The sequence below is a fragment of the Silicimonas algicola genome, from assembly GCF_003970735.1.
In the GTDB taxonomy this organism is placed as follows: Bacteria; Pseudomonadota; Alphaproteobacteria; order Rhodobacterales; family Rhodobacteraceae; genus Silicimonas; species Silicimonas algicola.
Genome location: NZ_CP034588.1, coordinates 2,158,192 through 2,171,456 on the forward strand (window position 1 = coordinate 2,158,192; position 13,265 = coordinate 2,171,456).

Consider the following 13,265-nt stretch of genomic DNA (forward strand, 5'->3'; position numbering starts at 1 on the left):
CAGACAACGAACTCCGACCGGGGCGCGCGCCCCGGCCAAAGGACCCGATTGAACATGCGGCTTTTCCCGATCCTCACCGCCATCGCCGTCGTGGCGAGCCTCTATCTCCTTGTCTTCGAGCGTCCCGCCCTGCTCGAATTCGCAGGTGTCGCGACAACCAGCGATGCCGTTGCGGTCGAGACCGAAGCGCCGCCCGCCGAAACCCGAAGCGCGGACGAAGCGCGCGCCGTCTCGGTCGTGGCCTTGCGCTCGTCTGCGACGTCGGTCGACGGAGCCGTCATCCTTCGGGGCCGCACGGAGGCCGCGCGCGAGGTGGAGGTGCAGGCCGAAACCTCGGGTGCCGTCGTGGGCGAGCCGTCCCGCAAGGGCGCCTTCGTCGAGGCCGGCGATGTCCTTTGCGAACTCGACCCCGGCACCCGCGAGATTGCGCTCGACGAGACCGTGGCGCGTCTGGAAGAGGCCCGCAGCCGCCTTCCCGCCGCCCAGGCCGGTCTTGCCCAGGCCCGCGCCGCGCTGGCCGAGGCCGAGATCAACGACCGCGCCTCGGCCCGCCTCAGCCAGGAAGGCTTCGCTTCCGAGACCCGCGTCGCCTCGACCACCGCCGCCGTCGAGGCCGCGCGGGCGGGCGTGCAGTCGGCAGCGTCGAACGTCGAAGGCGCCAGGTCGGGCATCCAGGCGGCCGAGGCCGCGGTCGCCGCAGCCGAGAACGAACTTACCAAGCTCGAGCTTCGCGCGCCTTTCCCGGGCCTCCTCGAAAGCAACACGGCCGAGCTTGGCGCGCTTCTCAGGCCGGGCGACGCCTGCGCCACGATCATCCAGCTCGACCCGATCAAGCTGGTGGGCTTCGTCCCCGAGACGCTGGTCGACCGCGTCGAGGTCGGCGCAATGGCTCAGGCGCGGCTCTCGACGGGGCGCGAGGTGACCGGCCAGGTCAGCTTCCTGTCCCGCTCGGCCGACGAGGCCACGCGCACCTTCCGCGTCGAAGTGCGCGTCCCGAACGCCGACCTGTCGATCCGCGACGGCCAGACCGCCGAGATCGCGGTGCAATCCGACGGCCAAAGCGCGCACCTCCTGCCCCAGTCCGCCCTGACTCTCGACGACGAGGGCCGGCTCGGTGTGCGGACGGTGGACGGCGACGTCGCACGCTTCGCACCCGTCACCGTGATCCGTGACACCGTGGACGGCATCTGGGTCGCGGGCCTTGAGCCGCAGGTCGACGTCATCGTGGTGGGCCAGGAGTTCGTCACCGACGGCGTGCCTGTCACCGCATCCATCCGGAGCGCATCCGAATGACCGGCATCGTCGACTGGGCCGCCAGCCGCGCGCGGATGGTGATCGCCTTCATCATCCTGTCGATCCTCGCGGGCGCCTTCGCCTATGCCTCGCTTCCCAAGGAAGGCGAGCCCGACATCGAGATCCCCGCCCTCTTCGTCAGCGTCCCCTTCCCCGGCATCTCGGCCGAGGACAGCGAAAAGCTTCTGGTCAAGCCGATGGAGACCGAGCTGTCGGACCTCGACGGTCTGAAGACGCTCCAGGGCACCGCAGCGGAAAACTATGCCGGCGTCATCCTCGAGTTCGAGTTCGGCTGGGACAAGACCAAGACGATGGCGGACGTTCGCGACGCCATGAACAACGCCGAGGCGGAGTTCCCCGAAGGCGCCGAGAAATACACGATCAGCGAGTTCAACTTCTCGGAATTCCCGATCATCATCGTGAACCTCACCGGCGCGCTGCCCGAGCGCACCCTTCTGCGCGTCGCGAAGGACCTCCAGGACCGGCTCGAGTCGCTCGACGCCGTGCTCGAGGCCGCGCTGACCGGCCACCGCGACGAGATGGTCGAGGTCGTGATCGACCCGATCCGGCTCGAAGCCTACAACGTCACGGCGGGAGAGCTGATCGGCGTGGTGCGCAACAACAACCAGCTTATCGCCGCAGGCGAGGTCGAGACCGCTTCGGGCGCCTTCGCCGTCAAGATCCCCTCGTCCTTCGACGACCAGCGCGACATCTACGACCTGCCGGTCAAGACAGACGGCGACCGCGTCGTGACACTGGGCGAGATCGCCGACGTCCGCGTGACCTTCGAGGACCGCACCGGCACCGCCCGCTTCAACGGCGACACGACGGTGGCGCTTCAGGTCGTAAAGCGGAAGGGCTTCAACATCATCGACACCGCCGCCCTGATCCGCGAGGAGATCGAGGCCGAACGCGCGACCTGGCCCGATGAACTGCGCGAGGCCATCGAGATCGGCGTCTCGAACGACCAGTCCCGCACCGTCGCCTCGATGGTCAGCCAGTTGGAAGGCTCGGTCCTGACCGCAATCGCTCTCGTGATGATCGTGGTGCTGGCGGCCCTCGGCTCGCGCTCGGCGCTGCTCGTGGGATTCGCGATCCCGACCTCATTCCTTCTGTGCTTCGCCTTCCTCGCCCTCATGGGTGTGTCGATCTCGAACATCGTCATGTTCGGCCTGATCCTCGCCGTGGGGATGCTGGTCGACGGCGCGATCGTCGTGGTCGAATACGCAGACAAGCGCATCCAGGAAGGCTCGGGGCCGATGGCGGCCTATACCGAGGCGGCGAAGCGGATGTTCTGGCCGGTCGTGTCCTCGACCGCGACCACGCTCTGCGCCTTCCTGCCCATGCTGTTCTGGCCGGGTGTCGCGGGACAGTTCATGGGAATGCTGCCCATCACATTGATCTTCGTCCTCATCGCGTCGCTTGTCGTGGCGCTGGTCTACCTGCCCGTCATGGGCGGCGTCGCGGGACGGATGAGCCGCAAGTTCGAGCGCGCTTCGGCGGCCCTGACCCGCACGACGCCATGGCTCCTGCGGGCGGCGCTCGTTCCTGTCGCGCTCTACCTGATGTTCCTGATGGCGATGCAGGTCCTGAACCCGGCCTACCTCCTCGGACCGGGTGCAGGGATGGCAGGATCCGCCCTGGGCGCCGTGGGCTTCGTGCTCGCCGCGATGCTGTCGTCCGTGGCGCTTGGCGCCGCGAAGATCGAGAGGCGGGCAAGCCGCGTCGACACGACCCGTCGCCGCAGCCCCTTCGGCCACCTGATCGCGTTCATCACCGGCAACCCGGTGATGCCGCTCGTGACCATCGGTCTCGTGCTGTTCTTCGTCACCTCGACCTTCGCCTACTTCGCCCAGCACAACAACGGCGTGGAATTCTTCGTCGAGACCGAACCCGAGCAGGCCATCGTCTATGTTCGCGCGCGCGGAAACCTTTCGCTCGACGAGAAGGACGAGTTGGTCGGACAGGTCGAGGACATCATCCTCGAGACGCCCGGCGTTCAGTCGGCCTTCGCCTTCGCCGGTCAGGGAGGTCTCAACGCCAACACCGGCGGCGCGACCGGACCCGTCGACGCCATAGGCCAGGTCCAGGTCGAGTTGATCCCCTGGGAAGAGCGCGCGGACGAGGCCGACAGGCTGGGTGTGACGGTCGAGGATCTGGACGGCAACCGCGTACTCGCCGACATCGAGGAGCGTCTCGCGGATCTGCCCGGGATCCGTTACGAGGTCCTGAACCTGTCCATGGGCCCGGCCTCGGCCAAGCCCGTCCACCTGCGGCTGAAAGGTGACGACTGGGAGCGGCTGATCGAGGCGACGACGCTGGCCCGTGCGACCTTCGAGACGACGCCGGGCCTCGTCGACACCGAGGACAACCTGCCCCTGCCCGGCATCGACTGGCAGATCGACGTCGACGTCGAGAAGGCCGGCCGTTATGGCGCCGACGTCGCCACCGTCGGCGGCATGGTGCAGCTTGTCACACGCGGTCTCCTCCTCGACACCATGCGGGTCGACAGTTCGGACGAGGAGATCGAGATCCGCGTCCGCCTGCCGGAAGAGGACCGCGTCCTCTCGACGCTCGACACGCTCAAGGTCCGCACCGCCGAGGGGCTGGTGCCGCTGTCGAACTTCATCACCCGCAAGCCCGTGGCGCAGCTTGCCCAGATCAACCGCGTCGACCAGAAGCGCTTCTTCGACGTCAAGGCCGGTGTCGCGCCGAACCTCTTCAAGGTCGAGACGGACAGCCTCGTGCATGTGGCGACGGTGCGCGCGCTCGAAGGCGATTCCGCCGGTTCGGGCGGCGCGCTAGTGACGAACGGCGCGGGCGAGCGTTTCGAGATCCTGACCCGCGAGGACAGCGTGACGGCCGCAGAGATCAGCGACCGCCTCGACGCAGGCGATTTCCGCACCGTCCCGATCAACGCGACCGAGCGCATCGCGGCCCTGACGGAATGGCTCGAGACCGACCCCCTTCCAGCCGGCATCGACTGGGAATGGACCGGCGACCAGGAGGACCAGGCGGAAAGCCAGGCCTTCCTGCAATGGGGCTTCTCGGCGGCGCTCGGGCTGATGTTCATCATCCTGCTGGCGCAGTTCAACTCGTTCTACAACGCCATCCTCGTCCTTCTGGCGGTCGTCCTGTCGACCACGGGCGTGCTGATCGGGATGCTTGTCATGGACCAGACCTTCTCGATCATCATGACCGGGACCGGGATCGTGGCCCTGGCCGGGATCGTGGTGAACAACAACATCGTGCTGATCGACACCTACCAGGAGTTCTCGCGCTACATGCCGCGCCTCGACGCCATCGTGCGCACGGCCGAGGAACGCCTTCGTCCGGTCCTTCTGACAACCATCACGACGATGGCGGGCCTGGCACCCATGATGTTCGGCCTCAGTCTCGACTTCATCGGCGGCGGCTACTCGATCGACAGCCCGACCGCGCTTTGGTGGAAGCAGCTTGCGACGGCGGTGGTCTTCGGCCTCGGCATCGCGACGGTACTGACGCTGGTGGTCACGCCGTCGCTTCTTGCGCTGCGGGTGTGGTTCTGGACGATCCTGTCGTGGCTGCTGAGCGGCATCGCGGCGCTGACGCGCGGCGCGCGCAGCCAGGACGCCCGCGACTGGGCCCTGGCGCGCGCGGCGCGCAAGCTGAAGGCGACGGAGATCGTGTGGGACGTCGACGCCGACCCCTCGGCGCCGGCCGAGGCGCCGCTCGAACTCAGGGCCGCCGAATAGGCGCAGGCCGGCGGCGGATCAGACCGCCTGACGCCGACCGCTACGGTCGACAAGAAGAGCCACCGCGAAGGCGCTGATGCCGCACAGCGCGATGGCCGCGACCATCGGCAGGACCGACCCGTCGAAGAACGGCGAGGCCAGAGTGACCGCCACCGCGCCGGCCACCATCTGAAGCGTGCCCCCGAGTGACGAGGCGAGCCCCGCGATCTCGGGGTGCGGATCCAGCGCCATGACCATCGTCGAGGGGATGACGAGGCCGAGAAAGGCGTTCGCGAGAAACAGCATCCCCACGACGACCGGCAGCGAGCCACCGCCCGCCAGCACGACGAGGACCAGGGCGGAGGCCACTGCCGCAAAACCCGCCGTCGCCCAGAACACGACCGTCTCCATCCCCAGCCTCTCGCCCAGGGGGCCTGCCGCCTGGCTGGCCGCGAAAAAGCCGATGGCGTTCATTGCGAAGGCGATCGAGAACCCGGTCGGGCTGAGGCCATAGGTGCCGGTATAGACGAAGGGCGCGCTGGTCAGGAACACGAAAAAGCTCGAGATCCCGAGGCCGCCGACGAAGGTCAGGCCCATGAAGACCGGATCGCGCAGAAGGATGCCCGCGTTGCGCCGAAGCGCCCTCGGCTCGATGGCGGCGCGGTTCTCGGGCCGCAGCGTCTCGGGCTGCGCGAAGGCCAGCAGGGCGAGGCTGACGAGCGACGCGGCCGCGATGACCCAGAACACCCCGCGCCAGCCGCCGATGGCGATGACGCCCGACCCGGCGAGCGGCGCGAGCATGGGCGACACGAAGATCACGAGCATGATCATCGCCATCAGCTTCGCGGCCTCGGGGCCGGTGTGCAGATCGCGGATGATGGCGCGCGGCACCACCATCAGCGCGGCCCCGCCGAGCCCTTGCAGGAATCGCGCCCCGATCAGGAAGCGGATGTCCGGCGCAACTGCGCAGAGCACGGTGCCGACGAGGAAGATGCCCAGCCCCGCGAAGATCGGCGGCTTCCGTCCGAAGCGGTCGGCCAACGGCCCGTAGATCAGCTGCGCCAATCCGAACGACAGAAAATAGGCGGTGATCGTCGCCTGGGTGCCCGACACGCCCGCGCCGAGCTCTGACTCGATGGCGGGCATAGCGGGCAGGTACATGTCGATGGCGAAGGGCGAGACGGCGGAAAGGAGCCCCAGCACGAGGGCGGTCCTGATCATCGGCGGCATGGGAGACTCTCCGGGGCTATCCGCAAAAAACTAAACTGATACGTTCAGTCTGGCAAGACTGGCGTGAGCCTCAGCGACGCACAAGACCCGAGTGGATGGCGGAGGGGCCGGGGAAGGCCCCGGGTCAGCCGACCTGATTGGCTCCCTTTCTGAGCGACGGACCCCAGGCGGGGCTGCTTTCGTGACCCCCGCTACCTGCAGCCTTCGCGCAAGACGTCGGCCATTTCTTTGGAAATGAGCGAGAATGTCATTGATCCAGACGTGCCACTCCGAAGTAGACTCCCTGACGCTAAGGCAACGGGCCGGACACGGCCGCGGGTCGGCTAGGAAAGGACAAGGAAAGAAAATGAAGGAGCAGTCCGCCACGACCGCCGACGAGACCGCGATGAAGCGGGAACTGGAAGAGCACCTTCGGAGGATTGAATCCGAGGATGTCCCCGAGCGCCTTCTCGAGCTTGCGCGGCACCTCCAGGATCAGCTTCGGAAACGGGGCGCGTCCGGGCGCTGACCGCCCCGAACGACGTCTCTCCGGTGCCGGACGCGGGCCTCCCCCGGACAGCGGCGGGCCCTCCGGCGTGCAAGGCAAGGAACACTTCGCCGGGGGTCACGTTGTTCGAAGGTGTCCGCAGCGTGCATGCGCGCACCCGGCCGAGGTCATTTCCGGTAGGCGACGGGTCGGCGGGTCGGTTGGGGGTTCTGTGGTACCCGATTGAAAAGGAAAGAGATAACCCAAGCCGGTGGGAGGCGAGATGCTGATTCAGGCAGAGAAAGACGAAACCCTTGACGACATCATCAGCGTCATTCCGGCCCTCAGGGCCTATGCCTGGTCCCTGACCCGCAAGCAGCAGGAGGTCGACGACCTCGTTCAGGAAACCCTCACCAAGGCCATCGCCAACGTCGGCCGCTTCACCCGGGGCACGAATGTGCGCGCCTGGCTGATGACCATCATGCGCAACACCTTCTACAACGAGATCGTCAAGCGGAACCGCGAGCGGCCGGGCGGCAAGGATTGCGTCTCCGACATCCCGGTCTCGGCCGGCAGCCAGGAATGGTCCTACTACGGCAACGAGATCATGAAGGTCGTGAGGCAACTCCCGGCCTGCTATCGCGAAACCCTGATCCTCGTCGTCATGCTGGGCGAGAGCTACGAGACCACGGCGCAGATTTGCGGCGTCGAGATCGGCACCGTCAAGAGCCGCGTCAGCCGCGCCCGCCGAATGATCCTCGAGGACCTGGGCGAAGAGGAATTCACCCGCCTCTGACGCGCCGGGCCCGGGACAGATTCCCGGCAGCGGGAATGCTGCGCGGGAGCGGCTCTACAGCACTAAACCGAAATCGATTGCGCCTGGCACAATTGTCGGATCTGCAATCGCAACCGCAGATCTGCAGTTAATCGAGTCGATCAAATGTTTTCAGGAACATGATCCGCCCTTTGCTGTTTTGGTATCAGCAAACAAATTCAACTCAACCGCAAGGAGGTGGCAATGGCGTCAGTCAAGCAAGGTGTCGTGGCACCAGATGAAACTGCGACAGGTGCACGGACCGAACGTGAGGGTGCCGGCACTCTTGTCGGAAGCACTCTTGAACACCTGTCGAACCTGGTTCGTGGCGAGGTCGACCTCGCGAGGGCCGAACTCAATGAAAGCCTGAGCAAGACCATGACTGCGGCAGGCCTTCTCGTGGGCGCGGTCGTCATCGCACTCGTCGCCCTGAACGTGCTTGCCGCCGCATTGACGGCCGCCCTCGCCGAAACCGGGCTTGGTGCTGGCTGGGCCGCGCTGATTGTGGGCGGGGTTCTCCTCGTCGTCGCTCTCATCCTCGCCATGAAAGGGCGGAGCGATCTGAAGCTCCAGAGCCTCGCACCAACCCGGACGTTCGCGAACGTGAAGCGCGACGCTCAAACAATAACGGAGTCGACCGATGCCGCATGAAACACGACAGCCCGCCGAAATCGAGCGCGCCATCGCTCGGGAGCGTGACGAGCTTGCCGGTACGCTGGAAGAACTGCGTGACCGACTGAGCTTCGAAGGGGCCTGGAGACGTGCCGGCAGACACCTGCGCGAGAACGGCTCCGACTACGGTCAGACCTTCGGCAACATGGTCAGAGAGAAGCCGCTCGCGCTTGCCCTGACGACCATCGGCCTCACCTGGCTGATCTTCGGCCCTGCGACCAAGTCGTCGGCCCATGCCGTCCCCGAACGGCGCTGGCAGCCGAGGTCGGTTGATGCTGATCCCGACGATACGATGACAGCTGATGCGATGTCAGCGTCCGACCGGGCTGCGCGCAGATCTCCGTCCTCGGCGTATGAGACGGCAACGGGCGCTTCGCTCGACCGCCGCTTCGACCAAACCGGCGACCACACGACGTCGTCCTACACCGCCGTGCCGACGCGCCGGCCCTCCGACACGCCGTCTGATACCGTCGGCACCGAGTCGGACGTCTCGGATGGCGATGATCGGCGCGACGCGCCGGGGACACCTCCCTCGTTCCAGTCCGAACGACCGGATGTGTCGCAGCCCTCCCCCGCCGTTCACACGACGAGCGGCCGTCCCGAGGGCACCGACGGCCACGACAGAGACCGCAACGAAACGAACTCGTAAGGCGCGGCGCGGCGTCCCTCCAAGGGCGCCCGTCCGCCGCTCATCAACCCGTGAAAGGAAAGAACACATGTCAACAACAGCCACTGGAATCCGCTCCCTGCTGCTGAGTACCGTCCTCACCGCCCCATTCGTGATGACCGCGCACGCACAGGGCATCCAGATCAACGAAGAGGCGCTCGTCGGCAAGAGCGACGCCTGCCTGGAACTCGCCGAGCTTGTTCAGGACAGGCAGGAGCCGATCGAAGCCGTCCAGACGCAGGAGATCGTGGATGCGATCAACGAAGACCGGGCCGAGGTCTGCGTGACGCTCGGCGAGGAAATCGTGATGGCCACGCAAGCCGGTGAGACGACCGAAGAGACCGAGCGTCTTTCGGAAGAGGTCAACCTCTCGGAAGAAGCGACCATCGAGGGAGAGGCCGTCGTTTCGGTTCCCGAGCCGGAAGTCGACGTACAGGTGCCGGCGCCCAACGTACGCGTGACCGAGCAGCAACCCCAGATCAGCATCACCCAGGATCCGGCCCAGATCGAGCTTACTCAGGCCGAGCCGCAGATCACCGTCGAGATCCCTGAAATCATCGTTCGCGTCGATATCCCGGCTCCGCAAGTCTATGTCCTGCGGCAGGATCCCCAGGTTCGCGTGACGTCGGCCGACCCGCAGGTCGAAGTCTCGCAAGGCGAGCCGAGGATCAGCGTCCGACAGGCCGACCCCGAGCTTGACATCGATCTCGGCGTGGATGCCGGCGAAGCTCCGACCGAACAGACGTCGGTCGCCGACGCCGGAGAGCAGAACGAAGGCCAGGAAGCGGTCGGAGGCGATGTCAGCGTTGCCGGGACAGAGCCCCAGGTCGAGATCGTCCAGGCCGAGGGTCAGCCGCAGATGACGTATGAAACGGGCGAGCCCGCCCTGTCGTACGAAAGCGCAGAGCCCCGTATTTCGGTGCTGATGGCTGAACAGCCCCAGATCGAAGTGCAGCAGTCCGGCGAAGCAACCGTCATCCTGGAGACGCCCGAAGAGCGCGAACAGCGCCGTCAACAGCAGCAAGCGAATGCCAGCCAGCAGGATCCCGGTCAGCAGGTTGCACAGAACGACCAGGCCGGTGCTCAGGGCCAGATGTCGACCGGAAGCGGCGCTGTCATGACCGTGGGTGAAATCATGGACATGGAAGTCGTCACCGCGGACGGAGAGGAACTCGGTGCGCCCGAGGCCCTGATCGACGTGAACGGCGAGACGAGCCTCGTCGTCGAGGATGGTGGCTTTCTTGGACTTGGTGCCAACGCGGTTCCGGTGCGTCTGTCGCGCGTGACGATCCGCGACGGTCAGATCGTTCTCGAGAACATGACCGAGGATGATATCGAAGCTGCGAGCAACTTCCAGTACGACGAGAACGTGCGCCTGCCTGAAGATCAGCGCATTCAGGTCGGTGGCTAATTGTCATCGCAAGCAATCGGAGGTCCCGCCCAACTGGCGGGACCTCTTCATGTCCCGCGGGTAAAGCAATTCGTTTCCAGCGGACATTACACCCCGAACGAAATTATTCTCCTGGAGCGCTGCGCGAGGCCAGTGACGTCTTCTTCACAGGAGGAGAGGTAGGGAGATGCAAGGCGAGCGTCGGGCGCGCTTCGGGCTACAGCTCAGGTGGTGTGACGCCGGCTCACCGAGCGCCACCCGATGTCAGCGAGGCTCGGCTCCACGTCGATGTATCTTCGACATGAGCGACAGCGGAACGATGCCGGAGAGAATGGCCGTGAGACGCGTCGTCAGCTTGGGATAGACGTTCCGCTTCCCCGCCATCATGCCGTCATATCCTGCGCGCGCCACCTGCCCGGCATCGGCCTTGCTCTGTCCCGTGATCGGCGCGTCGGACAGGTCGTTGCGTCTGCGCGTGAAGATCGGCGTTTCGACCGGGCCGGGCGTAAGGCAGGTGAGGCTGACCGGGGTGTCTTTCCACTCGTCCTGAAGCGCATAACAGAGGCTGTTCAGATAGGCCTTGGTGCTGTTGTAGACCGCGTCGTAGGGACCAGGCACGAAGCCTCCCAATGACCCCGTGACAAGGATCCGACCGCGGCCCCTGTCGCGCATCTTCGCTCCGACCCGGTGCAGCAGAAATGTCGTCTGGAAGACGTTGAGTTCGATCCGCCTCCGGATTTGGCTCCAGTCCTGTTCGTGAAACGCGTGGCCCAGCGCACGGCCCACGTTGGCGAAGAACAGGTCGACCGGCTTGGCATCGATGGCCGTCCACAGGGTTTCGGCCCCGGCCCTCGTGGTCAGGTCGGCGCGAACGACGTCCACGGTCACGCCAAGCCGACGAAGCGTCTCGGCGGCCTGCTCGATCTCTTCCTCGTCCGCGCAGATCGTCAGGTCGTGCCCGTCCTGGGCCGCGAGACGCGCCAGCTCGAACCCCAATCCAGAGGATGCGCCGGTGACGACGGCATGGGTTCTCGCGTTCATGTCTTTTCCTCCGGCTGCGCCATTTGCCGATGCAGCCAGGCCGTCGCCCCAGGAGGCATCGCCCTGGCCAGCGAGGACTGCACCTTGTTCATCATGCCGGGCGTGATCCCGGCCTTGCCGTCCTTCATCGCGCCATACCCCGCCTGGGCGACGCTGGCGGCGTCTGCTTTGTCGGATTCGCCGACCGGCGTATCCTCCATGTGCGCCCGCTCGAAGAACTTCGTATCCGTCGGGCCGGGCATCAGGCAGGTTACGCTGACGTCGCAGTCGGACAGCTCGTTCCGGATCGCCCAGCTCAGCGAGTCGAGGTAGGCCTTCGTGGCGTTGTAGACGGCCTGAAACGACCCCGGCATGTAGCCCGCCACCGACCCGGTGATGAGGATACGGCCGGACCGGCGCGACGCCATATGCTGCGCCGTTCGATGGAGAAGCTCGGTCGTCCCCGCGACGTTCACGCGCAGGACGGACTCGATCTCGGTCCAGTCCTGCTCCAGGAAGGCATGTCCCAGCCCCCTGCCCGCGTTCGCCATCATGTAGTCGATCTTGCGGTCTCCCACGGCCTGCCACAGCGTGGCGACACCCTCCGACGTGCCCAAGTCCGCGACGACGAATTCGACTTTCGTTCCGCTACCGCGCAACTCCTCCGCCGCGCTCTCTATCGACGCCTCGTCGGCAGCGATCAGGACATCGCATCCGTCCTCGACCGCACAACGCGCAAGTTCGCGGCCGATGCCGGACGAGGCGCCGGTTATGACGGCGAAGGGTCGCGCCGTCATGCCTCGACCTCCGAAGGTTGCGGGGCTGTCAGGCCCGGCTTCAGGACCACCTTGGTCCAATCGTTCTGGTTGTCGTGGAAATTGCGATAGCCGAGCGGGGCGTCCTCCAGCGACAAGCGGTGCGAGATCAGGAAGGTGGTATCGATCTCACCCTCCTCGATCCGCTTCAGCAGATCGTTGATGTAGTGCTGGACATGGGTCTGCCCGGACCGCACCTGCACGCCCTTTTCCATGAGGGCCCCGAGCGGGAACTTGTCGAGGAACCCGCCATAGACGCCGGGGATCGAGACCCGCCCGCCCTTCCTGACGGCCATCAGAGCCTGGCGCAGCGCGTGGCCTCCATCGGCTCCGACGCCAACCGTCTGCTTGGCGACGTCGAGCCAGCGGTCGGGCGCGAAGCCATGCGCCTCCATCCCCACGGCATCGATGACGGCGTCGGGGCCGTGGCCTCCCGACATTTCCATCAGCGCTTCGAGGACGTGGGTCCGGGTGAAGTCGATGACGTCGGCGCCGAGGTTGCGGGCAAGCTCGAGCCGGTGGGGGTAATGATCGATGGCGATGACGCGGCCCGCGCCCTGGAGGAGAGCCGACTGGATCGCGAACAGACCGACCGGACCGCAGCCCCAGACGGCGACGATGTCGCCTTCCTTGATGTCGCAGTTCTCGGCCGCCATCCAGCCCGTGGGCAGGATGTCCGACAGGAAGAGCACGTCGTCGTCTTCCATTCCCTCCGGCACCACGATGGGCCCGACGTCCGAGAAGGGAACCCGCACGTATTCGGCCTGGCCTCCGGGATATCCGCCGGTCAGATGCGAATAGCCGAAGAGACCGCTCATCGCATGGCCGTAGAGGTTTTCGGTAATGTCCTGCTTCTCGACAGGATTGGAGTTGTCGCAGGCGGAAAACTGGTGGTTCTTGCAGAAGAAGCAGGACCCGCAGGAAATGGTGAAGGGGACGACGACGCGCTGCCCTTTCTCGAGGCTGCTGTCGGGTCCGGTCTCGACCACCCTGCCCATGAACTCGTGACCCAGGATGTCGCCGCCCATGAGCCCCGGTATGACGCCGTCATAGAGGTGCAGGTCCGAACCGCAGATCGCTGTCGAGGTGATCTCGATGATCGCGTCCCTCGGGTTGACGATCTCGGGATCCGGGACCGTATCGACGCGAACGTCATGCTTGCCGTGCCAGGTAAGTGCGCGCATT

The 13,265-nt window shown here is 65.9% G+C and carries 11 protein-coding genes; 7 read left to right on the top strand and 4 right to left on the bottom strand.

The genetic code is table 11. The features are described 5' to 3' along the window. Nucleotides 1-54: 54 nt before the first annotated feature. On the top strand, nt 55-1,293 hold the full coding sequence (locus tag EF888_RS10745) for an efflux RND transporter periplasmic adaptor subunit (protein WP_109759000.1): 1,239 nt from the start codon (nt 55-57) through the stop codon (nt 1,291-1,293). After that, on the top strand, nt 1,290-5,027 hold the full coding sequence (locus EF888_RS10750; RefSeq protein ID WP_109759001.1) for an efflux RND transporter permease subunit: 3,738 nt from the start codon (nt 1,290-1,292) through the stop codon (nt 5,025-5,027). Before EF888_RS10745 ends, EF888_RS10750 begins: the two co-directional genes overlap by 4 nt. An 18-nt stretch (nt 5,028-5,045) precedes the next feature. Here EF888_RS10750 and EF888_RS10755 read toward each other — a convergent pair whose 3' ends face one another. Beyond that, nucleotides 5,046-6,236, bottom strand: coding sequence for a multidrug effflux MFS transporter (locus EF888_RS10755; protein ID WP_338143062.1), 1,191 nt, complete (start codon nt 6,234-6,236; stop codon nt 5,046-5,048). 346 nt (nt 6,237-6,582) lie between these two features. Between EF888_RS10755 and EF888_RS21790 the strand changes: the two genes are divergently transcribed. The 5 genes from EF888_RS21790 (at nt 6,583) to EF888_RS10775 (ending at nt 10,266) form a co-directional block, all read left to right on the top strand. Next, a complete protein-coding gene (locus EF888_RS21790; RefSeq protein WP_164721647.1) occupies nt 6,583-6,744 on the top strand; it encodes a hypothetical protein in 162 nt (53 codons plus the stop codon). Between the two features lie 241 nt (nt 6,745-6,985). Next, on the top strand, nt 6,986-7,498 hold the full coding sequence (locus EF888_RS10760) for a sigma-70 family RNA polymerase sigma factor (RefSeq protein ID WP_164721648.1): 513 nt from the start codon (nt 6,986-6,988) through the stop codon (nt 7,496-7,498). Between the two features lie 222 nt (nt 7,499-7,720). Then, nucleotides 7,721-8,167, top strand: a complete 447-nt coding sequence (locus tag EF888_RS10765) for a phage holin family protein (RefSeq protein ID WP_109761140.1) — start codon at nt 7,721-7,723, stop codon at nt 8,165-8,167. Further along, the gene (locus EF888_RS10770; RefSeq protein ID WP_109761141.1) at nt 8,157-8,837 is read left to right on the top strand and encodes a DUF3618 domain-containing protein; all 681 of its coding nucleotides are present in this window, start codon (nt 8,157-8,159) and stop codon (nt 8,835-8,837) included. The genes EF888_RS10765 and EF888_RS10770 overlap by 11 nt, the downstream gene beginning before the upstream one ends. Before the next feature lie 133 nt (nt 8,838-8,970). Then, a complete protein-coding gene (locus tag EF888_RS10775; protein ID WP_146203021.1) occupies nt 8,971-10,266 on the top strand; it encodes a PRC-barrel domain-containing protein in 1,296 nt (431 codons plus the stop codon). Nucleotides 10,267-10,509: 243 nt separating this feature from the next. Here EF888_RS10775 and EF888_RS10780 read toward each other — a convergent pair whose 3' ends face one another. From EF888_RS10780 to EF888_RS10790, 3 genes are read right to left on the bottom strand one after another with little or no spacing between them, the layout of a single operon-like run. Continuing rightward, a complete protein-coding gene (locus tag EF888_RS10780) occupies nt 10,510-11,286 on the bottom strand; it encodes an SDR family NAD(P)-dependent oxidoreductase (RefSeq protein WP_109761143.1) in 777 nt (258 codons plus the stop codon). Then, the gene (locus tag EF888_RS10785) at nt 11,283-12,062 is read right to left on the bottom strand and encodes an SDR family NAD(P)-dependent oxidoreductase (protein WP_109761144.1); all 780 of its coding nucleotides are present in this window, start codon (nt 12,060-12,062) and stop codon (nt 11,283-11,285) included. Before EF888_RS10785 ends, EF888_RS10780 begins: the two co-directional genes overlap by 4 nt. Then, nucleotides 12,059-13,264 carry a zinc-dependent alcohol dehydrogenase gene (locus tag EF888_RS10790; protein ID WP_109761145.1) on the bottom strand — a complete coding sequence of 402 codons (1,206 nt, stop codon included), beginning with the start codon at nt 13,262-13,264 and terminating at the stop codon, nt 12,059-12,061. The genes EF888_RS10785 and EF888_RS10790 overlap by 4 nt, the downstream gene beginning before the upstream one ends. Nucleotide 13,265: the final 1 nt, after the last annotated feature.